The sequence below is a fragment of the Clostridium thermobutyricum genome (assembly GCF_000371465.1).
In the GTDB taxonomy this organism is placed as follows: Bacteria; Bacillota; Clostridia; order Clostridiales; family Clostridiaceae; genus Clostridium; species Clostridium thermobutyricum.
The window spans coordinates 2,010,386-2,032,784 of record NZ_KB850956.1 but is presented as its reverse complement, the minus strand read 5'-3'; the positions used below and the strand labels follow the sequence as shown (position 1 = coordinate 2,032,784).

Annotated in this window: 22 protein-coding genes and 1 riboswitch; of the genes, 20 read left to right on the top strand and 2 right to left on the bottom strand. The window is 24.5% G+C overall.

What is annotated here, in order from left to right; all coding sequences use genetic code 11:
• Window positions 1-176 precede the first annotated feature (176 nt).
• Entirely contained in the window at window positions 177-1,013 is an 837-nt protein-coding gene (locus tag HMPREF1092_RS09505; protein WP_002598450.1) for a deoxyribonuclease IV, read from the top strand.
• 282 nt (window positions 1,014-1,295) lie between these two features.
• Here HMPREF1092_RS09505 and HMPREF1092_RS09500 read toward each other — a convergent pair whose 3' ends face one another.
• The gene (locus HMPREF1092_RS09500; protein WP_002598449.1) at window positions 1,296-2,003 is read right to left on the bottom strand and encodes a Crp/Fnr family transcriptional regulator; all 708 of its coding nucleotides are present in this window, start codon (window positions 2,001-2,003) and stop codon (window positions 1,296-1,298) included.
• 162 nt (window positions 2,004-2,165) lie between these two features.
• On the opposite strand from HMPREF1092_RS09500, the gene HMPREF1092_RS09495 reads away from it, so the two are divergent.
• From HMPREF1092_RS09495 to HMPREF1092_RS09455, 9 genes are all read left to right on the top strand, one after another.
• Window positions 2,166-2,351, top strand: coding sequence for a hypothetical protein (locus HMPREF1092_RS09495; RefSeq protein WP_002598448.1), 186 nt, complete (start codon window positions 2,166-2,168; stop codon window positions 2,349-2,351).
• Window positions 2,352-2,524: 173 nt separating this feature from the next.
• Window positions 2,525-3,427 carry a patatin-like phospholipase family protein gene (locus tag HMPREF1092_RS09490; RefSeq protein ID WP_002598447.1) on the top strand — a complete coding sequence of 301 codons (903 nt, stop codon included), beginning with the start codon at window positions 2,525-2,527 and terminating at the stop codon, window positions 3,425-3,427.
• Between the two features lie 86 nt (window positions 3,428-3,513).
• On the top strand, window positions 3,514-3,678 hold the full coding sequence (locus HMPREF1092_RS09485) for a (2Fe-2S)-binding protein (protein WP_002598446.1): 165 nt from the start codon (window positions 3,514-3,516) through the stop codon (window positions 3,676-3,678).
• 182 nt (window positions 3,679-3,860) lie between these two features.
• The gene (locus tag HMPREF1092_RS09480) at window positions 3,861-4,985 is read left to right on the top strand and encodes a sensor histidine kinase (protein WP_002598445.1); all 1,125 of its coding nucleotides are present in this window, start codon (window positions 3,861-3,863) and stop codon (window positions 4,983-4,985) included.
• 9 nt (window positions 4,986-4,994) lie between these two features.
• Complete coding sequence (locus HMPREF1092_RS09475; protein ID WP_002598444.1) at window positions 4,995-5,612, top strand: response regulator transcription factor; 618 nt, start codon at window positions 4,995-4,997, stop codon at window positions 5,610-5,612.
• A 141-nt stretch (window positions 5,613-5,753) separates the two neighbouring features.
• Window positions 5,754-6,689 carry an ABC transporter ATP-binding protein gene (locus HMPREF1092_RS09470; protein ID WP_002598443.1) on the top strand — a complete coding sequence of 312 codons (936 nt, stop codon included), beginning with the start codon at window positions 5,754-5,756 and terminating at the stop codon, window positions 6,687-6,689.
• A gap of 10 nt (window positions 6,690-6,699) precedes the next feature.
• Window positions 6,700-7,824 (top strand): ABC transporter permease, encoded by a 1,125-nt coding sequence (locus tag HMPREF1092_RS09465; protein WP_002598442.1) that lies wholly within the window; start codon window positions 6,700-6,702, stop codon window positions 7,822-7,824.
• Window positions 7,821-8,963, top strand: a complete 1,143-nt coding sequence (locus HMPREF1092_RS09460; protein WP_002598441.1) for an ABC transporter permease — start codon at window positions 7,821-7,823, stop codon at window positions 8,961-8,963. Before HMPREF1092_RS09465 ends, HMPREF1092_RS09460 begins: the two co-directional genes overlap by 4 nt.
• A gap of 115 nt (window positions 8,964-9,078) precedes the next feature.
• Window positions 9,079-9,876 carry a hypothetical protein gene (locus tag HMPREF1092_RS09455; protein ID WP_242830405.1) on the top strand — a complete coding sequence of 266 codons (798 nt, stop codon included), beginning with the start codon at window positions 9,079-9,081 and terminating at the stop codon, window positions 9,874-9,876.
• A gap of 27 nt (window positions 9,877-9,903) precedes the next feature.
• On the opposite strand, the gene ilvA is transcribed toward HMPREF1092_RS09455, so the two are convergent.
• Entirely contained in the window at window positions 9,904-11,103 is a 1,200-nt protein-coding gene (gene ilvA, locus HMPREF1092_RS09450) for a threonine ammonia-lyase (RefSeq protein WP_002598439.1), read from the bottom strand.
• 189 nt (window positions 11,104-11,292) lie between these two features.
• Between ilvA and HMPREF1092_RS16510 the strand changes: the two genes are divergently transcribed.
• The 10 genes from HMPREF1092_RS16510 (at window position 11,293) to HMPREF1092_RS09405 (ending at window position 22,387) form a co-directional block, all read left to right on the top strand.
• Window positions 11,293-13,572: a sensor histidine kinase gene (locus tag HMPREF1092_RS16510; protein WP_002598438.1), complete on the top strand. Its 2,280-nt coding sequence runs from the start codon at window positions 11,293-11,295 to the stop codon at window positions 13,570-13,572.
• 19 nt (window positions 13,573-13,591) lie between these two features.
• Window positions 13,592-14,665 carry an HD-GYP domain-containing protein gene (locus HMPREF1092_RS09440; protein ID WP_002598437.1) on the top strand — a complete coding sequence of 358 codons (1,074 nt, stop codon included), beginning with the start codon at window positions 13,592-13,594 and terminating at the stop codon, window positions 14,663-14,665.
• A 76-nt stretch (window positions 14,666-14,741) separates the two neighbouring features.
• Window positions 14,742-14,867, top strand: a riboswitch (SAM riboswitch).
• A gap of 76 nt (window positions 14,868-14,943) precedes the next feature.
• Window positions 14,944-15,906, top strand: a complete 963-nt coding sequence (locus HMPREF1092_RS09435) for a methionine ABC transporter ATP-binding protein (protein WP_002598436.1) — start codon at window positions 14,944-14,946, stop codon at window positions 15,904-15,906.
• A 1-nt stretch (window position 15,907) separates the two neighbouring features.
• Complete coding sequence (locus HMPREF1092_RS09430; protein ID WP_002598435.1) at window positions 15,908-16,546, top strand: methionine ABC transporter permease; 639 nt, start codon at window positions 15,908-15,910, stop codon at window positions 16,544-16,546.
• Between the two features lie 16 nt (window positions 16,547-16,562).
• Window positions 16,563-17,378, top strand: a complete 816-nt coding sequence (locus HMPREF1092_RS09425) for a MetQ/NlpA family ABC transporter substrate-binding protein (protein ID WP_002598434.1) — start codon at window positions 16,563-16,565, stop codon at window positions 17,376-17,378.
• A 163-nt stretch (window positions 17,379-17,541) separates the two neighbouring features.
• On the top strand, window positions 17,542-18,609 hold the full coding sequence (locus HMPREF1092_RS09420) for a YkvA family protein (RefSeq protein WP_002598433.1): 1,068 nt from the start codon (window positions 17,542-17,544) through the stop codon (window positions 18,607-18,609).
• Window positions 18,610-18,622: 13 nt separating this feature from the next.
• The gene (locus HMPREF1092_RS09415) at window positions 18,623-19,264 is read left to right on the top strand and encodes a ribonuclease H1 domain-containing protein (RefSeq protein ID WP_002598432.1); all 642 of its coding nucleotides are present in this window, start codon (window positions 18,623-18,625) and stop codon (window positions 19,262-19,264) included.
• Between the two features lie 64 nt (window positions 19,265-19,328).
• Window positions 19,329-19,505, top strand: a complete 177-nt coding sequence (locus tag HMPREF1092_RS17195; RefSeq protein ID WP_002598431.1) for a hypothetical protein — start codon at window positions 19,329-19,331, stop codon at window positions 19,503-19,505.
• Window positions 19,506-19,803: 298 nt separating this feature from the next.
• Entirely contained in the window at window positions 19,804-21,105 is a 1,302-nt protein-coding gene (locus HMPREF1092_RS09410) for a helix-turn-helix domain-containing protein (RefSeq protein WP_040413675.1), read from the top strand.
• Window positions 21,106-21,124: 19 nt separating this feature from the next.
• Complete coding sequence (locus HMPREF1092_RS09405) at window positions 21,125-22,387, top strand: helix-turn-helix domain-containing protein (RefSeq protein ID WP_002598429.1); 1,263 nt, start codon at window positions 21,125-21,127, stop codon at window positions 22,385-22,387.
• Window positions 22,388-22,399 lie beyond the last annotated feature (12 nt).

Here is a 22,399-nt window from a genome sequence, read left to right as displayed (position 1 = left end):
TAGTATAATTAAATCTATAACTGTATTTTATAAATATGTAGTATTAATTAGTAATATTCAATATTAATTAAGAAAGTAAAATAATTAAATTGGATAATTTAATAATATAGTTTAAATAAAAATTCTATGTTAGAATATTATTATTAAATAATTAATATTAGTTAGGAGAGTTTATAATGTTAAATATAGGATGTCATTTATCAACTACAAAAGGTTTTGAACATATGGGGAAAGAAGCTTTAAGCATTGGGGGAAATACTTTTCAATTTTTCACTCGTAATCCAAGAGGAGGAAAAGCTAAAGAAATAAATCAAAAAGATATAGATGGGCTTTTAAAAATTATGAAAGAAAATAATTTTAGCCAAATTTTAGCTCATGCACCTTATACTTTAAATGCTTGCTCAGGAACTGAAAGTACTAGACAATTTGCAATCGAAACTATGAAAGATGATTTAGAAAGAATGGAATATTTACCAAACAATCTTTATAATTTTCATCCTGGAAGTCATGTAAAGCAAGGAGTTGAAGTTGGAATTAACTATATTGTAGATATGTTAAATCAAGTTTTAAAACCAGAACAAACTACAACAGTTTTACTTGAAACAATGGCTGGAAAAGGAACTGAAGTTGGAAGAACATTTGAAGAAATTGCTGAAATTATAAGTAAAGTAGAGTTAAAAGATAAAATGGGAGTATGTTTAGATACTTGTCATATTCATGATGGTGGTTATGACATAGTAAATGATCTAGATGGAGTTTTAGAAGAATTTGATAGAGTGATTGGGTTAGATAGATTAAAAGCTATTCATTTAAATGATAGTAAAAATCCAATAAATAGTCACAAAGATAGACATGAGAAAATTGGCGAAGGATTTTTAGGAGAAGAAGCGATAAAAAGAATAATAAATCATCCTAAATTAAAAGGAATACCATTTTTCTTAGAAACACCAAATGATATTGAAGGATATGCAAAAGAAATCGAATTATTAAAGAGTTTGTATACTCTAGAATAGAAAATATTAAAAATAATTTATTTAATTTTAATATTAATTAACAAAAAAACAAAAAAAATTGATCTAAATCAATGTTTTTTTGTTATATTAATGGTATTATTTATATAGTACCAAATGACATAGGTTTATTAGCGAAAATTAATTGGTACAATGCTAATAGATCAGTGAATACAAAATATTTAAATTTTGTATAGTGACATAGTAGAGTTTATATATAATTTAAAAGTAAAAGCCTTTACAAATCGAAAAAGACTGTTCTGCTTTAGAGAACAGTCTTTTTTATTATAAGTAACAAAGTTTTTCATTACAGTATTTACAGCCTAGCTTTTCTTTTACATAATCTAAATCATTTATAATTATAAAACCATCTTTTTTTGATAATATATTCTTTTTTCTTAAATTAGAAATTGTTCTTGAGACAGTTTCTTCAGTTATATCTAAACATTTTGCAATATTAGTGTTAAATATCTTTTTTTTGATAACATGATAATCATCTATTTTAACTCCATAAGTATTATAAGCCCTTAGAAGTATAGATAAAATAGCATCTTCAGTTTTGAATATTTGTAAATCTCTTAATTGATAGAAGTTTTTTTCGTGGAATAGACCATAAAACTTATAAAGCTTGTACATAAGTTTTTCATCTTTATAAATTACATCTTTAAAAGTATCTATAGATACAAATTCTATAGTTGAATCAAAAGAAGCACTTATATTATATGATGATATTTCTTGTTTTTCTAAAGAGCATTCTTCAAACATACTACTTAAAAACAATATTGCATTAGAACTATAGCAACCTAAGGATAGTTCTCTTCCTGCTTGGATTGAAGTATTATAGTTAACCATACCATCTGTTAATATAGCAATTTTTTCATCTAAAAAATCATCTAAGAAAAGTATTTCACCTTTTTTTAAATGTACTTTTTTAGAAGAATATTTTAAAAGTTCTTTACCAAGGTCTCGTCTAAAATCTAAAAATTTACTCATATCATCCCTCTTTTGTTTTTTTTGAATTATAATTAATTATATCATATGTTTTGTTAAATTTAGATTATAATAATGTTACGAGAAAAATAATTATATTTATAATACTTGATTTAATTATGGAAAATATATAGATTATAAATAATAAAAACTAGGAGGTTTTTTATGGGATTCATAGATAGAATGTCTAAAGATGAAAATGAGGATAGAAAAATAAAAATGGATAGTTCAAGATTGCCTGTTAGAAATATGCTAAAAAAGGGTTTACCTTTAGATTTAGTAGCAGAATTGTTGAATGTAGATATTGAAATTGTTAAAGCATTAAGTGAAGAATTAGAAAATGAAAAATAAAAATAAGCCATTACAAAATAAATATTATTTGTAATGGCTTATTTTTTAATATATGAATTAGTATAAAATGCATTAGAAATAATTAGAATTGAAAAAAGAAAATTTTAATATATAAATTACTATAAAATAAATGGTATAATATACAAAATCAAACTGAAAAGAGGGGAAGGATTATGAGGATAGGATTAGTTTTATCTGGAGGTGGAGGAAAAGGTGCTTATGAGCTTGGAGTATGGAAGGCACTTACAGAGTTAGAACTAGACAAATACATAGAAGTTTTTTCAGGAACTTCTATAGGTGCTTTTAATGCGGTTCTTTTTGCACAAAATGATATGAAGGCTGCGGAAGCTTTATGGGATGAAGTTACTATGGAAAAATTAGCTCCAATAAGTAAGGCACAACTTTTAAAAAAAGGATTTGAATTAGCAATTGGGGGAAGACACATAGAACTTATAAAGAAAAGAATGGCAAAAATGATGGAAGAGGGAATTGCACCAAAAGATGGAGCAAAAGAAATAATTGATAAATATCTAAGAGTAGACAAGGTAAAAGAAAATAAAAGAATTTGTTATGCTGCGTGTACAGAGCTTCCAGATTTTACTGCAAAGTATTTTAAATTAAATAATTATGATGATGAATTAGCGAAAGAAATAGTAGTAGCATCTGCAACTTTACCAAGAATATATAGTTGTACTGAAATATTAGGAAATAAATATATTGATGGAGGAGTAGTTGATAATACTCCTATTCAACCTGTTTATGAAGAAGGATGCGATATTATAATAGTAGTTCATTTATCAAAAGAGAATTTTATAGATAAATCTTTATATCCAAAAGCAAATATAATAGAATTAGCTCCAAGGCATTTAAATGAAAATATGATAAAAGGAACTTTAAATCTAGATATGGAATGCAAAAGACTAAGAATCGACGAGGGATATAAAGATACTATAGAACTTTTAAAGCCAATAATGTTAATGGCAAAAATGAAAAATGAAGTAGAAGAAAAAGAAATGCATCCTAAATTATATAAAGCTTATAATTGGATTAAAGACAAAGTAAGAAAAGATAATTAAAGTTTAATAATAATTATTATTGATTAATTCTGAGTAATATAGTACAATTTGAATAAAGAAATATATATTAATTGGAGGAAAAAATTATGAGTAAAATGATATGTGGATGTATGCAAGTAGATGAAGATACAATAAAAGCTGCAATAGCTGATGGAGCAGAAACAGTTGAAGATATAGAAGAAATGACAGGAGCAGGATCATGCTGTGGAAGATGTGTTCCAGCTATAGAAAAAATTTTATTAAAGAAATAGATTGTATAAAATAAGAAAAGCCACTATGAAGATAAAATACTTTCATAGTGGCTTTATTTTTTATATAAATTTATTGGATATAATTTTATAATTATAATAATGTACTTTTCTATTTTTTATTATTTGTAATAGATTATAATAATGTATATACTTATTATAAGTAAAAATTGGGAGAATATTGAATGGATTTTTTAAAATTAGATATAGATGTTGAAAATATAGTAATGAGAGCTATTGCATGTATAATATTAATAATGCTCAATGTTAATTTAAAAGGTGATGAATTTTATATAATTTTATATATATTAACAGTATGTATATTTACTTTGATACAGGAGATTTCCAAAAATATTAATATTAAGATGTTAATGTATGCTTTAAATTTTATTTCGGGAATAATATTTTTATTTAGTGGTTTTAGAGTGTGTGCTATTTTACTTATTGTATTAATATTAGAGGCATTAATTCAAATAAAATTTGGAGGAACTTCAAGTGCAATAATTATGGTAATGATTGTACTAACAATAAATATAGAGAGTATAGATAAAATTATATATATAATAACTATCTTAAATACCTTATATATTCTTAGGAGCTTGAAATATACAAAAGAAAAGTTGAAGATAGAAAGAAAAGAAAATGATATTCTTAGAGACAAGCTTTATTTAAATTTAAGACAGCTTAACGATTATATAGAGCTTAGCAATCAAAATGTTAGGATGGCTAAATTAGAAGAAAGAAATGAAATAGGAAGAAAAATGCATGACAAAATAGGGCATGTTATAGCTGGATCTTTAATGAGTTTAGAGGCAGCTAAAATAGTTTTAAATTCTAATCAAGAAAAAGGGATTGAAATGATAGATGAATCTATTTCAAATTTAAGAACTGGAATTAATGATATAAGAGAAATAATTCATAAGATTACACCTAAAAATGAGGAACTTGGTGTAAGTAGAATAAAAAAAATATTAAAAGATAAACTTTTAAATAGCCACATTAACTTAATATTTAATGTAGAAGGAGATATAAAAAATATATCCTCAAATAATTGGATTATTATTGAAAATATTGTACTTGAATTATCTACAAATAGCTTAAAATATTCTAGATGTAAAAATATAGATGTAAAGATTCAAGTTTTGAATAAGATAATAAGAATAAGCTTTAAAGATGATGGAATAGGATGTAAAAACTTTAAAGCAGGATTTGGGTTAAAAAAGATAGAAGATGAAGTCGTGCGAAGTGGAGGACTTATAGTAATAAACAGTGAAGTTGGATTTGAAGTAATAGTAAGTTTAAAAATTTAGGGGTGAAAAATGAAAATTAATTTAGTTATAGCAGATGACGATAGTTTAATAAGAGAAAGCTTAAAAATAATTTTAGGTTCGGATAAAGAAATAAATATTATTGGAGCATTTAATGATGGATTAGAAGCCTTAAAATATATAAATGAAAATGATGTTGATATTGCAGTTTTAGATGTAAGGATGCCAAATTTAAATGGAGTTGAAACAATAAAAGAAATAAGAAATGAAAAAACTAAATCAATAGTATTAACTACTTTTGATGAAGATGAGTATATAGAAAAGGCCTTAAAGTACGGAGCTAAAGGATATATTTTAAAAAATACTGAGCCAAAGCAGATTATAGAAACAATAAAGATGGTTTATAGAGGAAACTCTGTAATTCAAGAAGAAGTTTTAGAAAAAATAAAATATGGATTATCTATAGAAGAAAGAGAAGATTTATCAAAATTTACTCAAAGAGAAATAGAAATAATAAAAGAAATAACTAATGGGTTAAGCAATAAAGAAATTAGTAAAAAATTATTTATTTCAGAAGGAACAGTAAAAAATTATATAACATCTATTTTACAGAAAACAAATTTAGAACATAGAACACAAATAGCAATTAAATATTTAAATAAATTATAAGCTTATATGACTTTTGTCATATAAGCTTTATTACTTTATTCAGATTAAAAACAATTGGTATTTATATATACTTAGATTAGAGAGATAAAAGAGTAGATGTCTATGATACTTAAATTAAATAATTAAAATGGAGGGAAAAGTATGGATGCAATAAAAATAGATGGTCTAATAAAAAGATTTGGTGATTTCATTTCAGTGGATAATATCAATATAAATATAAAAGAAGGCGAAATATATGGATTACTTGGACCAAATGGAGCAGGTAAAAGTACAACTATAGGAATAATGTGTGGGCTTTTAAAGCCAACTAATGGAAAAATAGAAATTTTAGGTGTAGATGTAACTAAATCTATGAAAAATCAAAATAAACTTATAGGTTTAGTTCCACAAGAAATAGCACTTTATGGTGAACTTACAGCTTATGAAAATTTGAAATTTTTTGGACAACTTTATAATTTGAAAGGAAGAGAATTAGAAGAAAGTATAGATAGAGTTTTAGATTTTATAGGATTACAAGATGTTAAGAAAAAGGTAGCCAATACTTTTTCAGGAGGAATGAAAAGAAGATTAAATATAGGTTGTGCACTTATTCATTCACCTAAGATTGTTATTATGGATGAACCTACGGTAGGAATAGATCCTCAATCAAGAAATCACATATTACAATCAGTTAAAAAGCTAAATGAATCTGGTGTAACAGTAATATATACAACTCACTATATGGAAGAAGTAGAGTTTATATGTAATAAAATAGCTATTATTGATAAGGGAAAAGTTATAGCAGAGGGGACAAAAGAAGAGCTTAAAAATATAGTAAGTGATACTAATAAATTAGTTATATCAGTAAATTATATTGATAAATTAAATTTAAATAATTTAAAGAGTATTAAAGGAGTTAGATCAGTTGAAATAGTTGATGGAAAATTAGAAATAACATCTTCTAAAGAGATTAATAACTTAAATGAAATATTAATGGAGCTAAGTAAAGAAGATATAGAAATTTTAGGAATAGAAAAAAAAGAAATAAATCTAGAAACAATATTCTTAGCATTAACAGGAAGAAAACTTAGAGATTAGGGGGAGGACTATGAGTGCAGTAATTAAAAATGTTATTTTAAGAGTTTTTAGAAGTCCTAAATACTTAATTTTTTCAGCTTTGTTTCCTATATTTTTAGTTCTTATATTAGGAAGTCTTTTATCTAATGCAGGGAATTCAATTTCTTTTGAACAAAAAACTGTTTATTATATGAAAAATAATCCAAATGCTAAAATAATTGCAGACTTTAATGCGGTAAAAGATAATTCAGGTAAAGGAGATATTAAATTTGACTTTAAAGAGACAAGTAATAAAGAGCAAAGTTTAAAAAATGTTGATATTAATAAAGATATATTTATTGAACTTAATAATGATAGTATAAAAATATATGTAAATAAAACAGATAATAGATATTACACATATTTAGATGCTATTTTTAAAAGTGTAGATAAATCTATTGAAATAGGAAAAGAGATTTTTAAGATTTCTCCAGAAAAAGCAACTAGTATTTTAAAGTCCAATGAAAATATAAATGTAAAAGTATTACCAAAAGAAAAAGCACCAAGTGGATTTGACTATTATTCAGTAGCAGAAATAACTATGATGTGTCTTTATATAATGTTATTTCCTATATCAGGCTACTTTGAGGATAAAAAAAATAAAACTAGAGAAAGAATGAAAATTGCAGGGATTTCTAATAAAAAATATTTTTTAGGTTCAACATTAGGATATTGTATACTATCATTTTTAATAACAGCTCCAGAATTTATTTTTACTAAGTTTATACTACATGCTAATTGGGGAAATCAATCACTTTTATATTATATAGCAATTCAATTGTTAGCATTTATGGTAATTATATTAGGAATGATAGTAATATATATTTTTGATGATATGGACAAGATAATGGGAGTAATTCAAGGTGTTATTTTTCCAATGTTATCATTCCTTGGAGGAGCTTATCTTAGCATACCTTATGGGAAAAATACTTTGGGAGTATTTGGTTATATAACTTATATATCACCTTTAAGATGGATAAATCAAGGTATATTTTTAAGTATATATAATGGAGAAAATAGTTTTCTTATAAAGACAATGATAGGATTTTTAATAGCTATAGCAGTATTCTTAGTTATATTATTACAAATAACTAGAAAGGATGAGGCGAGAATATGAGTGTAATATTAAAGTTAATTAAGCATAATTTAAATCTTATGATATTTAAAAAGAAAAGTAAATTCATCTTTACAATAGTATTACCTATAATTGCGATTGTAGTTATTTCAAAATTAATGTTAGGTAATAGTGCTGTGCTTAAGGTTGGTGTTGTAAATAATGATAATACAGTTGTTTCAAATTATTTAGTAAACCAAATAAAGGATAATAAAAATATAGATGTTATACCTATGAAAAAATCTGAATTAAATTCAAATTTTGCAAGTAATACAATTCAATCAGCAGTAGTAATAGATAATGGTTTTGAAAAAGATTTATCTAAAGGAAATTTAAAAGGAATAGATATTATAGGAAAAGAAGGAGATGATGTCTATAAACTTGTTGAGGGAATTATATCTTTAGATGTAAGTAATATGGCTAAATTAGGAAAAGTAAGCCATAATGAAACTCAATTTTCTAATTTAGTAAAAAAATATATGAGTAATAATTTAAATGTAGAAAGAGGAGCATTAAAAGGTGGCGGAATAGATTATGAAGCTTCAAGTATATTTATTGGATTTTTAGTTATGTTTATATTCTATAGAGCTATGTCAGGAGCTAACAGAGTAAATGAAGATAGAGACCAAAAAGTTTTTTCAAGAATATTTGTTTCAAATATAAAGCCATGGCAATATTATTCTGCTAATATTTTATCAAGTATTTTTTGTATAGCAATACAAGTTATTATTTCTGTAATTGCAGTATCTTACTTTAGTAATATAAATTTTGGAATGAGCTTAATTACACTTAGTTTTATATTAATAATTGCGGGTCTTATAGCAGTTTCAATAGGAACGGTTTTTGTTTCTATAACAAGAAATACTCAAGAAGCTTCAATGATGACAAATGTTGTAACTTTTGCTTTGGTTATGGTAGGAGGATGTTTTATTCCAGTTTCAATATTTCCTAAAATAATTAATGATATATCAAAATTTCTTCCTACAAGATGGATAGTGGATATTATATATAATATTCAAACAGGTTCTAGCTTAATAAGCCAATGGAGATATTTAGTATTATTAATTTTATTTAGTATTGCTTTATTATTAATTTCCGCATATTTTACAAAGAGAAAAGACAAAAGTTTTCTAGAAGTATAAATTTAAACAAAGAGTTAAACTTTTATATAAATGCTATTCTGTTATTAATAAAATAATATAATTAAAAGACTAGGACATTGTGTTTTTAAATTTATATTTGAAAGGAAAGAATAGTATGAAAAAGATGAAAAAACATACAAGAGAAACAGTATTAACTGGAATAGTGCTTATAGCACTATCTGCATTTTTGTATTTTTTACATTATGAAGTATTTCATGATTTACATCATACATTAATATTTCTTTTTGAAGATATAGCATTTATTCCAATAGATGTTTTCTTTACAGCTTTAGTAATAGAAAAGTTTTTAGATAAAAGAGATATTGCACACAAGCTTGAAAAACTTATAATTATAAAAGGAGTTTTCTTTTCTGAATTAGGAGATAAAATTTTAAAAGAGTTTGCTAAATGTGATAAAAACGTAAAGTTAATTTCAGATGAAGCTCATATTAGTAAAGAGTGGGGAAAAGAGGAATTTAGGAAACTTGAGAAGCTTTTAAAAGAGTATGATTTTGAGGTAGAAGTAGAAAATTTAGATATAGAAAAAGTATCAAAAATTTTAAATGATAAAAAAGATTTTATTATTTCAATAATAACTAATCCAACTTTGATGGAACATGAAAGTTTTTCAGATATGGCTATATCACTATTTCATTTAAGAGATGAACTTCAAGATAGATATTTTAAAATGGAATATGAATGTGGATGTTATGATAGACAACATTTAGCAAAAGATATAAAGGTATCATATAGACTTATGGTAAATGGATGGGTTATGTATATGAAGCATTTAAAAGAAGAATATCCTCAATTATTTGTTAAGGAAATGATAAATAATCCATTTGATAATAGATCATTTGAAGAAAAATTTGAAGTTTATAAATTAAAAAGTAAGAATAAAAAAAACTCCTAGATGTTCCTAGGAGTTTTTTTATAAAAATTAATACATTTGAGTTATTATATATCCATTATCCATTAGATTGGTTTTAATTCTTTCAATATGTTCAAGTCCATTAGTTTCAACAGTAACTTCAAGTTGAACATTTTTTAGTTTGTTAGCAGCTTTAAATTGATTATGATCTAATTTAACTACATTTGCATGTGAGTCACTTAGAATTTTTGCAATTTGCATAAGTTGTCCTGGAGTATTTGGTAATTCAAGTGTAAAACAGAATAATCTATTTCTTTTAACAAGTCCACTGTTAATTAATGATGTTATAGTAAGCATATCAATATTTCCACCACTAATTATAGATACAACATTTTTATTTTTTACTTTTAATTTATTTAAAGCAGCTAATGAAGCAGCACCAGATGCCTCTGCAACTAATTTATGTTTTTCGCTTAGAACTAAGAAAGCATCAACTATTTCAGAATCATCTACTTCAATTATTTCATCTACATATTCTTTTATATAAGAATATGTTAATTCTCCTGGAGACTTAACTGCAATACCATCTGCAATAGTATTTACACTTTCTAAGTTTACTATTTTATCACTATAAAAGCTTTGTTTCATTGCATTTGCACCAGAAGCTTGTACACCTATTATTTTAATATTAGGATTTATTTCTTTTGCAGCAAGTGATATTCCACTAATAAGACCTCCGCCTCCAATAGGACAAAGAATTATGTCTACATCTTTTAAATCTTCAAAAATTTCTAAAGCTATAGTACCTTGTCCATATATTACATCAATATCATTAAAAGGATGAATAAATGTCATACCTTCTTCTATTTCTATTTGTTTAGCAGCACTATAAGCATCATCATAGCATTGTCCACTAAGAATAACATTTCCACCTAAATCTCTAGTTGATTGAACCTTTAAATATGGTGTTGTTTTAGGCATAACTATAGTTGATTTAATATTAATAAAATTGGATGCGTAAGCAACACCTTGAGCATGATTTCCAGCAGAAGAACAAACTACCCCTTTTATTTTATCTTCTTCTTTTAGAGACTTAATTTTATTTAATGCGCCACGAAGTTTGTATGCGCCTGTTATTTGTAGATTTTCACATTTCATATAAACATTATTATTACAAGATTTTGAAAATACATTACTATAAAGTAATGGTGTTTTAACTATTATATCCTTTATATTTTCTCTTGCAGCTTTTATATTTTCTAAATGCATAAAAATTCACCTCTCAAATTAAATTACTATTTAATTATACAATATATTTATAAATTTTAACAAATATATGAAACTATATATTTTTTTTGAAGTTAAGATTATATTTAATTAAAAATTTACATCTGCATAAAAGAAAATAAAAAAAATTAATATATACTGGAATTAAAATTAAAAGTGAGAATTTAAAGTATGAATAATAATAAAAAGTTATTTTTGTTTTTAGTGTTATTTATAGTATCTAATTTTATGCCATTTTATATTTATATAAATAATATACCTATTTATATCGTTTGGATGAGTAATGCAATTTTAACAATGTATTTACTTACGATAAAAAGTAAAAAATATATGATTTGGGGGATATTATTATCGTTTATTATAGAAAATATACATTACTATATGTGGTTTTCTAATAAAAACGATTTAAATTTTATAGTTTGTGAAATAATTATAAATTGTTTAAATATATTAAGTGCATATGTTATTTCTATACTTATAAATAAAAAAGGAAAATTACTTGATTCTAATTTAAATGAGATAATTAACATAACCTTTTTAAAGGTATTTCCAATAATGATAACACTAGGTATATTTATCCAGTATGTATATGTTTATTTTTATAATGGCAAGTTAGAGTTTGAATTTTATAATTTTGTATTATCAGATTTTCTAGGATATGTATTTTCTTTTTCAGTATATTATATAATTATCAAACTAGATAAAATAAAATTTACAACTAATTTTTATATTTTTGTTGTAATTATATTCTTGTTTAACTTAAAAGAGGTTTATTATAGAAATGTTTTTGATATGAATAGATCTCACTTAGAATATGTATCTCTATTTATACTTGTTTTAGCATGTATATTATTAAAACCAGAAGAATTTATAATATTAATAGTAGAAGATTTCATAATTTCATTTTTTATGGTTAATCTTTTTTTAGGAAGATTAAATGGATATCTTAAAGAACATCTAGTATCAGATTTACAATTGTTTTATGTAGTAGTATTAACAACCTGTTTTTTCTTAGCAATTTTAAAAAATACAAATAAAGACTTAATAAAAGAGATAAGTATAAAAAATGAAAGATTAAAAGATGAAGCTAAAGAAAATAGAGAAATGCTTCAGAAAGTAGACATTTTAATCGATTCAATAAAAAATACTGCCTTTATTGCAGATGAAAACGGAGAGATAATATATTCAAATAATTCTTTTCATAAGCTTATAAAAGAAAAGAATATAAATTCAATTAGCTGTTTTAAAGAAATTTTAGAAGAGTTAGAGAAGCGAAAAATAAAAAATATAAGAAAAGAAATTATGATTGATGATATTTATGTAATGCAAGAAATATTTATGACCCGATATATGGACAAGCTATTCATATCTGGAATAGGTACTGATATAACTAGAATTAAAGAAGTACAAGAAAAATTAGAAAACGCAAAAGAGAATGCTGAAGAAGCTAATAGAGCGAAAACATCTCTTTTAGCAAGAGTAAGTCATGAGCTTAAAACACCTATGAATACTATATCAGGTATAAATTATCTTTTAGCTGAGACTATGTTAACTAAGAAACAAAGGGAATACACAAAAAAGATAGATAGAGCTTCAAATTTATTATTAAAAATGATAGATGATATTCTTTATGTTTCAAAAGAAAAAGAGACTAAATTAAAAACAGAAAAAAGAGTAATAAGCTTAAAAAAAGTAATAGATACAGTAATATTAATAAAAGAAGATGAAATAGAGAAAAAGTGTTTAGACTTTATAAAGGAAATAGATAAAGATATTCCTAAAAAGGTTTTATGTGATGAATTTAGATTAGAACAAATTTTTATAAATTTAATTGGAAACTCTATAAAATTTACTGAAAAAGGATATATAAAATTCACTATAAAAGTAATTAAAAGAGAAAGAAATTTATGTAAGGTTAAATTTATTGTAGAAGATACAGGAATAGGTATTTCTAAAGAAAAAATAGAAAAAATATTTGAACCATTTACTCAAGGAGATGAATCAATAACTAGAAAGTATGGTGGAACAGGATTAGGTTTAACAATATGCAAAAATATAGTTGAAGAATTAGGGGGAGAAATATTTGTTGAAAGTAAAGAGGGACAAGGAAGTAAATTCAATGTAATTCTTACTTTAGAAGAAATATTTATAAAGACTTCAAATGAGAAAATTCTAATAAAAAAATCTAATAAAATGTTAATACCTAAAAAGTTAAATGAAAATCTATTAGAAAGGGATATAGATCTTCAGGAAATAAAACTATATTTAGATAAATTAAAAATAGCAATTAAAAATGATGTAGGCGAAGCTATAGATATCTTTGATTATGTATATAGAAAATTAGAAAAAACAAAGTTTGAAGATGATATAGTCCAAATAAAAAAATTAATAGATGAGTTTGATTTAGAAAAAGCAACAGAAGAAGTAAAAAATTTAGAAAGTAAACTTTGAAAGTATAGGATTTATAAAGATGAATAGAAAGAATAATAAAATTTTAATTATTGATGATGTTTCAGATAATGTAAAAGTTTTAGTTGAAATATTGAAAAATGAATATAAAATAAATGTGGCATTAAATGGGGTTAAGGGAATAGAGCTTGCAAGGTCTTGGGGACCAGATTTAATATTATTAGATGTTATGATGCCAGAAATGGATGGTTATGAAGTTTGTAAAATATTAAAAAGTACGGAGGAGACAAAGCATATACCAGTAATACTTTTAACTGCATTAAGTAATATAAAAGATGAATATTTGGGAATAAGCTTAGGGGCTATAGATTATATAACTAAGCCTGTTCATCCTAAATTAATAAGAGCTAGAATAAGAAATTATATAAAATTAAAAGAATATAGTGATAACTTAGAGAGACTAGTTAATGAGAAAATAAAAGAGATAGAACAATTTAACAGTTCTTTTATTGATACTCTTGCACTTATTGCTGAAACTAGGGATTCAGATTTAGGATGTCATATTGAAAGATGCAAAGAATACGCTAAAGTCATGCTAAATTATATGGTAAAAATGGATAAATATAAAGATGTATTAAACTACGAAAATACATATGATATTATTAAAGCTGTTGCTTTACATGACATAGGAAAAATAGGAATACCAGATAATATATTACTTAAAAATGGGAAACTTACAGATGAAGAATTTGAGGTTATGAAAGGTCATTCTTATTATGGATATAAAATTTTAAAGAATGCAGAAGATAAATTTGGTGGAAAAGAAAATAAACTTCTTGCTTGTGCAAAAGAAATTGCTTATTATCATCATGAACAATGGGATGGAAATGGTTATCCATTAGGTTTAAAGCAAGAAGATATTCCTTTACCAGCTAGAATAATGATGGTAATTGATGTTTTTGATGCTATAGTAAGTAAAAGAGTTTATAAAGGTGCAAAAGATCCACAAGTTGCTGTTAATTTTATACAAGAATTTAGTGGCAAAAGATTTGATCCTGAATTAGTAAAAGTTTTTTTAGAAGTTAAAGATGAATTTTTTATTATAGCACACAAATATGCAGATGAAGAAATATAAAATTTTTTTTAAAAATAGTTGACAAACTGTTAAAAAAATAATATATTTATAACAAGAAATCGGAAAATTTAATAATTGCTTATCAAGAGTGGTGGAGGGACTGGCCCTATGAAACCCGGCAACCTGTAAATTAAAATATAGTATTTTTATATTTATTTTTACGTGGTGCTAAATCCTGCAACAAAATGTTGGGAGATGAGAGAAAAGTTAATAGGGTATATTCCATGCACTAGAGATTTGTTCTCTAGTGCATTTTTTAATTTTGGGGGTGGAAAAAAATGATAAAAATAACAAGTTTGGATAAGAGTTTTGGCAATAATAATGTTTTAAAAAATATTTCTCTTGAAATAAAAGAAGGAGAAATATATGGAATAATAGGTCATAGTGGAGCAGGAAAAAGTACTTTGCTAAGATGTATAAATGGATTAGAAGGGTATAATAATGGTTCTTTAACTGTTATGGGACAAGAAATAAAAGATTTAAATTCAAATGAAATAAGAAATTTAAGAAGAAATTTAGGAATGATATTTCAAAATTTTAATCTTTTAAATAGAAAAACAGTTTTTGAAAATATAGCACTTCCTTTAGAAGTATGGAAGTATGATAAAAAAGAAATTGAAAAGAAAGTACATGAGCTTTTAAAATTAGTTGGATTAGAGGAAAAGAAAAATAGTAAACCAAAAGAATTAAGTGGAGGACAAAAGCAAAGAGTTGCAATAGCTAGAGCTTTAGCATTAGAACCTAAAATTTTACTTTGTGATGAAGCAACTTCTGCATTAGATCCTAAAACAACAAAAGATATTTTAGAGCTACTTTTAGAAATAAATAAAAGATTAAATATAACTATAGTCATGGTTACTCATCAAATGGAAGTTGTAAAAGAAGTTTGCGAAACAGTAACTCTTCTTGATGGTGGAGTTGTAAAGTCACAAGGAAAAGCTAAAGATTTATTTTTAAAACCAGAAACTCATCTTAAAAAGTTTTTAGGAGAAGATGAAGACAATGTTCTTCCAAAGGAAGGAATAAATATTAGAATATTCTTCCCAAGTGATTTTTCAGAAAATGCAATTATAACAAAACTAGCTAGAGATTTAGAAGTTGATTTTTCAATAGTATTTGGAAAGCTTGAAAAGTTTAGAGAAGATATTTTAGGAAGTCTTGTTATAAATGTCAATGAAGAGGATAAAGAAAAAATAGTTAAATATTTAGAAAATAAAAAAGTTAAGTTGGAGGTGCTTTAATATGAATAAAGAGATTTTAATTGCAATACAGGACACAGCAGTAATGGTTTTATTTTCAACAATATTTGCAACAATATTAGGGTTTATTCCAGCTATAATACTTACTTTAACAGCTAAAGATGGACTTAAGCCAAATAAAACTATATATGGAATTTTAGATTTTATAATAAATATTCTTAGAAGTTTTCCATTTATCATATTAATGGTTGTATTATTTCCATTATCAAGAATATTAGTTGGAACTTCTATAGGAGTTAAAGCAGCTATAATTCCTTTAACAATAGGAACTGCACCTTTCATAGCTAGAATAATAGAAAATGCTTTAAGAGAAGTTGATAAAGGAATAATAGAAGCTGCAAAATCTTTTGGAGCAACAGATTTCCAAATAATATTTAAAGTTCTTTTAAAAGAAGCTATACCTTCAATTGTATCTGGGTTAACTTTAACAGTAATTAGTGTAATTGGATATTCAGCAATGGCTGGAGCAATTGGTGCTGGCGGACTTGGAGATGTTGCTATAAGATATGGATATCATAGAAATGATAAACAGGTTTTAATTATTACAGTAATATTATTAATAATAATTGTACAAATACTTCAAAGCTTGGGGAATTATTTATATAAAAGATTATCTAAATAAAAAGGGGGAATTTATAATGAAGAGGAAAACAATAATTACAGGAATATTAATAGGGGCATTAGCTTTTGCTTTAGGTGGATGTGGGGCGTCATCTGAAGGAAAAGATGATAAAACAATAAAAATAGGAGTATCACCTGTACCACATAAAGAAATAGTAGAACAAATAAAGCCGGATTTAGAAGAGAAAGGATATAATGTTGAAGTAATTGAATTTAATGATTATGTCACACCAAATACTGCATTAGCAGAAGGAAGTTTAGATGCAAACTTTTTTCAACATATACCATATTTAGAAGATCAAAATAATACTAAAGGACTAAATTTAGATTATACTGCACAAATTCATTTAGAGCCATTAGGAGCATATTCAAAAAAAATAAAAGATATTAAAGAATTAAAAGACGGGGCAATTATAGCAATTCCAAATGACCCTTCAAATGAGGCTAGAGCATTAAAATTATTAAGTGAAAATGGGCTTATAAAAATTAAAGATGGTGAACTTATAACTCCAAAAGATATAACAGAAAATAAAAGAAACTTTACTTTTAAAGAATTAGAAGCAGCAGCTATTCCAAAAGCTTTAGATGATGTTGATTTAGCAGTTATAAATGGAAACTATGCAATTGATGCTGGGTTCTCAGTTAAAAAAGATGCATTACTTGCAGAAACAAAAGATTCAGAAGCTTCAAAGCCATATGGAAATGTTCTAGCAGTAAAAAAGGAAAATAAAGATACTCAAAAAATTAAAGATTTAACACAAGCTTTAACTTCTGATAAAGTTAGAGATTTTATAAATGAAAATTATGATGGAAATGTTATACCAGTATTTTAAGTTTATAATAAGAAAATAATTTATAAAAAGATATAAAAATACTACAAAATTTAAATGTTTTGTAGTATTTTTTATTTTGAAATAATTATATAAGTCATTTTATTTTACAAGTTTTTAATAAAAAGGTAAAATAAAAAAGAATATAAAAGTTGGAGGGTGGAATATGAATATATCGAATGTTTTGGTTCAATTAACTGGAGATGATATATTAAGTGTCATAAATGATTTTGTTAAAATTGACGGATTAGATTTATCATCAGTTATTATAGATAATGGAATACATATAAAAGGAAGCTTTAAAAAAGTTATAAAAATAAACTTTGAAGGAACTATTTCAGATATGAATGTAATAGATGAAAAAGTTCATTGTAGATTTTCTTCATTTAAGGTGTACAAGCTAGGTTTATTTAGAGTTTTTAGAAGTTTAGGAGTTAAAATAGCATTAAAGTTTATTGGAGACTTAGGATTTGAGGGGACAAAAGATAAACTTATAATAGATGTAGATAAAGTTTTAGAAGATGTAAAAATAATAAAATTAAAAGTTAAAGACTTTTATATAAAAGGAGATAGAGTTTTTGCTGAAGTTAAAGATATAAATTTAAACTTAAAAGGAAATACTTTAGAAGATAAGAGTAAAGAAAAGGAAACTTTAAGTGATACAATAAATAAAGAAGAATCTAAAGAAGGTTCAAAAGAAACTGCAGAAGAAGTAGTAGCTGAAGTTGTTGAAGAAGAAGTTAGTGAGGAAGAAACAGAAGAACTAGAAGCTTTATTAATAGAAGAAAAAAAAGAAGACTTTTATAATAAAGGAAGAGATTTTACAAAGGAAAAGTTAGATGAAAAATTACCACCAAAAGCAAAGCCATTTTCAGAGTATTTGCTTGTAGTTCCTGATTTAATAGCATTAATAATTAGACTTCTAAAAGATGAAAGAGTTCCTATGAAAACTAAATTAACTGTTTCAGGAAGTATAGCTTATATTGCTTTTCCAAATGATTTAATACCAAGTAAAATACCTTTTATAGGAACTATAGATGATATAGCAGTATTATTTTTTGCTTTAAATAGAATAGCAAAAGATGTTCCATTAAAAGTTTTAGTTGAAAATTGGTCAGGAAAAAATGAATTATTAATTGTATTAAAAGAAGGATTAGATTATGTAATAAACTTTACAGGAGCTAAAAATTTAGAAAAAATATTTAGCGTAATTGAAGAATTACAGACATTATAAAGAGGAGTTAAACATGGCAGGAAAATTCTATTCAGTATATAAAGGTAAATCAGGGGAACCAAAAATATTTACTTCATGGGATGAATGTAAAAAAGAAGTAATAGGGTTTAAAGGAGCTATATATAAGAGTTTCAAAACAAGAGAAGAAGCAGAACAGTTTATATTATTAAATTTAAATAGTAGTAGTGGAGTTAAAAAAGATGCTTCTTTAAAAGAAGAAAGTTTTATAGCTGATGAAGGACTTACAGCTTATGTTGATGGAAGTTTTTCATTAGAAAAGAAAAATTATTCTTATGGAATGGTATGTATAGAAAATGGAGAAGTAGTTTTTACTGATAATGGAGTAGGAACAGATAAAAATGCCATATCATTAAGAAATGTATCTGGCGAAGTAAATGGTGCAATGAAAGCTGTTGAATATGCAATAGAAAATAATTTTAATCAAATAACTATAGTTTTTGATTATCAAGGAATTGAATCTTGGGCTTTAGGTACATGGAAAAGAAATAATGATATAACTAAAAATTATAATAAATTTATGCAAGAGAAAATGAAAGAAATAAAAATAAACTTTAAGAAAGTTAAAGGACACTCTGGAGATAAATTTAATGATATGGCAGATAAATTAGCAAAAGAAGCTTTAGGGATAATTTAAATGAATAAAAAATATTAATTTACAAACCATAATATCATCTAAGAAAATAAGTGAGGTGATAAAAATGGGACTTAAATTAATGACTGGATTAGCAACTGGAGCGGTAGTAGGGGCAGCTGTTGGTATGGTTATACTACCACAACTGGATAGAAAAACTCAAAAGAAAATGAGAAAAGCAGGAAGGGTGATTATATCTGCAGCAGGAGATACTTTTGATACTATTGCATCAGTAATGAAATAATTATTATATATTGGTAAGATGAGAAAATTTCTATTATGAAATTTTTTCATCTTATTTTTTTATATTAAAAACTAAATAGAAAATATTAATTTTAATAAAAATTAAGTTGTTTTAATAAAAATTAAGAAAAAATTTATAGCAAAAATAAATATATACTAAATAAAAAATAAAAAATGAAAGCTAAATTCGATAAAAATATTGTATATATTTACAAAAACATGTTATAATTATAATAAATTTTAACAAATTATAAACAATTTTAAAATTATTTGAATAAAATATGGGGTGTGTAAGATTTATGGAAATTCTATCTTTAGGGGAAAAGATAAAAATAAGAAGAAAAGAACTTAATATGACATTAAAAGATTTAGCTAAAGACAGAATAACTCCTGGTCAGATTAGTTTAGTTGAATCACAACGTTCTAATCCTTCTATGGATTTATTAGAATATTTAGCTGATACATTAAATGTTAATGTAGAATATTTAATGGAATCAGAAGAGAGTCAAGCTGAAAACATAAGTTTATATTATGAACAAATAGCAGAAGCATACATATTAGATAAAAAATATAATTTAGCGGAAGAAAATATAAACAAAGCTTTAGAATATGCTGAAAAATATAATTTAGAATATAGAATAGCAAATATATTAAATTTAAAAGGAAAAATATATTTAGGTAAAGGCGAATATCATTTAGCACAGCAAGAAATATTAAGTGCAAATATTATATTTATAAAAAATAAAAAGTATGAAGAAATAGTAAGAACATTTCTCGAATTAGCAAAAATAACATTAAAATTAAAAGCTTATCATTCAGCAAATAGTTATTTAAAACAAGCTGAAAAAGTATATTTAGATAATGAAATTATAGATGAATTCTTAATAGGTGAAATATACTATAATTTAGCAACAACTTATTTTGAAATTGAAAATATCGAACAAGCTAAAAAGTATTCAGAGCTAACAAGAGAAAAGTTGCAAAGAATAAATAATAGAGAAGAATATGCAAAGAATCTTTTAGAAATATCAAAGGAATATGCTGATAACGGAGATTTGTTAAATGCGATAAAATATTCAAGAAAAACATTAGATGTATATAAAGTTTTAGGTGAATATGCAAGTGTATCTAATATAGAAAATAATATAGGAGAGCTTTTCTACAATTTTGAGAATATAACAGAAGCAGCAAGTCATTTTGAGATTTCAAGAGATATGAAAGAGAAAAATGGAGATGAAAGTCTACTTAAAACATTAATAAATATTTGTAAGAATTATCTAAAAATAAAAAAGATAAATAAATGCAAAGAAACATTAAGTGAGATTTATAAAATCATAAAGGAAGAAAATAGAGAAGAAAAAATAGAATGTCTTCTTATAGAATATAGAATGCATCAAATAGAAGAAAATGAAGAAATGGCAGAAGGCACATTAATAAAAGCTTATGAATATGCTTTAAATAATAAACTTCAAGATAAATTAGCAGAATTATCAATTATGATAGGAAAATTTTATATAGATATAAAAAATACTGAAAAAGCAAGAAAATACTTAAATGAAGGAATAGGTATTTTTAGAGAAATAGGGATATTAAAAAATTAAATTATGATGGGTGGTTTACATGGAAATTCTTTCAACTGGTGAAAAAATAAAACGTATAAGAGTGTATAATGGAATAACATTAAAAGAATTATGTGGAACAGAAATTTCTATATCAAAGATGAGTTGTATAGAAAATGGAAAGATAGAAGCAGATGCAGAAATTCTAAAATATATATCAGATAAATTAAAAATAGATTTTAATTACTTATCAAAAAGCGTTTATGATCAAATAAAAGATAATGTAAAAGAAGTAGAAGAAAATTTATCAAGATATGATTATGAAAAAGAATTAAAATTTAACTTAGAATATGCAATCGATTATGGTTATATAGAACAAGGTATGGAAATAATAAATAAATTATTTAGATACTATAAAAAGAAGAAAATGTGGGGTAATTTATCTGAAATTATACCAATATATTATGATTTATATAGTAAAACAGAAGATTTAAATAATCAATTAATTTATTTATTTGAAATAGGAGATTATTTATTTTTAAATGAAGAATATGATGAGTCTGGAGTTTATTTTGCTAGAATTTTAGATTTAATGAGAAATAATTCTCTAGACAATACAGAGTTATATGCAAAAATATGTTGTGAATTAAGTAAATGTCATTTTAAACTTGGTAAATATTTAGAAGGTGAAGAAATATTGAATAAATCATTAGACCTTTTAGATAAAGTTACAGATAGAAAAATATTATGTGAAATATATCATGTAAATGCTATAAAAAATATATTAATGCAACAATATTCAAAAGAAAATAGAGACAAAGCATGTAGTTATGCTAAAGATGATATTTATAAAATAGTAGATATGAAATCAGATTATGTTAAATGTTATTTTAAAACATTTAATACAATAGAAGCTGAAAAAACTATTGAAGAAATAATTCCTATTTTACAAAGAGAAAGCACAGATATTTGTGCTGAGGAGTTTGTAAAATTCTTAAAAATATTAAAGCAATATAATCAAAGAGAATATATACAAAGAATATTAGATAATGCATTAAATATAGCAATTGTAACTAATAATATTCAATTGATGGAGTATTCATATTATTTAAAGGGAACTTTATTAGAAGAAGAAGGAAAATATGAAGAAGCTGAGATGAATTTTAATTTATCCTTAGATGCATTGGCTAGATTTGGTACTAAAAAGGATTTCTATGAGAGATATTTAGATTTAGGAAATCTTTATTACAAATTAGATAACCTAAAAGAATCTGTTAGATATTTCTGTTTAGCTATGGATGTAAAGAATAAGTGTAATTATTAACAGAGAAGGCTA

Bases quoted from the DNA above. Each gene is read 5' to 3' on its own strand.
- HMPREF1092_RS09505 (WP_002598450.1), top strand. From the start codon at position 177: ATGTTAAATATAGGATGTCATTTATCAACTACAAAAGGTTTTGAACAT.
- HMPREF1092_RS09500 (WP_002598449.1), bottom strand. From the start codon at position 2,003: ATGAGTAAATTTTTAGATTTTAGACGAGACCTTGGTAAAGAACTTTTA.
- HMPREF1092_RS09495 (WP_002598448.1), top strand. From the start codon at position 2,166: ATGGGATTCATAGATAGAATGTCTAAAGATGAAAATGAGGATAGAAAA.
- HMPREF1092_RS09490 (WP_002598447.1), top strand. From the start codon at position 2,525: ATGAGGATAGGATTAGTTTTATCTGGAGGTGGAGGAAAAGGTGCTTAT.
- HMPREF1092_RS09485 (WP_002598446.1), top strand. From the start codon at position 3,514: ATGAGTAAAATGATATGTGGATGTATGCAAGTAGATGAAGATACAATA.
- HMPREF1092_RS09480 (WP_002598445.1), top strand. From the start codon at position 3,861: ATGGATTTTTTAAAATTAGATATAGATGTTGAAAATATAGTAATGAGA.
- HMPREF1092_RS09475 (WP_002598444.1), top strand. From the start codon at position 4,995: ATGAAAATTAATTTAGTTATAGCAGATGACGATAGTTTAATAAGAGAA.
- HMPREF1092_RS09470 (WP_002598443.1), top strand. From the start codon at position 5,754: ATGGATGCAATAAAAATAGATGGTCTAATAAAAAGATTTGGTGATTTC.
- HMPREF1092_RS09465 (WP_002598442.1), top strand. From the start codon at position 6,700: ATGAGTGCAGTAATTAAAAATGTTATTTTAAGAGTTTTTAGAAGTCCT.
- HMPREF1092_RS09460 (WP_002598441.1), top strand. From the start codon at position 7,821: ATGAGTGTAATATTAAAGTTAATTAAGCATAATTTAAATCTTATGATA.
- HMPREF1092_RS09455 (WP_242830405.1), top strand. From the start codon at position 9,079: ATGAAAAAGATGAAAAAACATACAAGAGAAACAGTATTAACTGGAATA.
- ilvA (WP_002598439.1), bottom strand. From the start codon at position 11,103: ATGCATTTAGAAAATATAAAAGCTGCAAGAGAAAATATAAAGGATATA.
- HMPREF1092_RS16510 (WP_002598438.1), top strand. From the start codon at position 11,293: ATGAATAATAATAAAAAGTTATTTTTGTTTTTAGTGTTATTTATAGTA.
- HMPREF1092_RS09440 (WP_002598437.1), top strand. From the start codon at position 13,592: ATGAATAGAAAGAATAATAAAATTTTAATTATTGATGATGTTTCAGAT.
- HMPREF1092_RS09435 (WP_002598436.1), top strand. From the start codon at position 14,944: ATGATAAAAATAACAAGTTTGGATAAGAGTTTTGGCAATAATAATGTT.
- HMPREF1092_RS09430 (WP_002598435.1), top strand. From the start codon at position 15,908: ATGAATAAAGAGATTTTAATTGCAATACAGGACACAGCAGTAATGGTT.
- HMPREF1092_RS09425 (WP_002598434.1), top strand. From the start codon at position 16,563: ATGAAGAGGAAAACAATAATTACAGGAATATTAATAGGGGCATTAGCT.
- HMPREF1092_RS09420 (WP_002598433.1), top strand. From the start codon at position 17,542: ATGAATATATCGAATGTTTTGGTTCAATTAACTGGAGATGATATATTA.
- HMPREF1092_RS09415 (WP_002598432.1), top strand. From the start codon at position 18,623: ATGGCAGGAAAATTCTATTCAGTATATAAAGGTAAATCAGGGGAACCA.
- HMPREF1092_RS17195 (WP_002598431.1), top strand. From the start codon at position 19,329: ATGGGACTTAAATTAATGACTGGATTAGCAACTGGAGCGGTAGTAGGG.
- HMPREF1092_RS09410 (WP_040413675.1), top strand. From the start codon at position 19,804: ATGGAAATTCTATCTTTAGGGGAAAAGATAAAAATAAGAAGAAAAGAA.
- HMPREF1092_RS09405 (WP_002598429.1), top strand. From the start codon at position 21,125: ATGGAAATTCTTTCAACTGGTGAAAAAATAAAACGTATAAGAGTGTAT.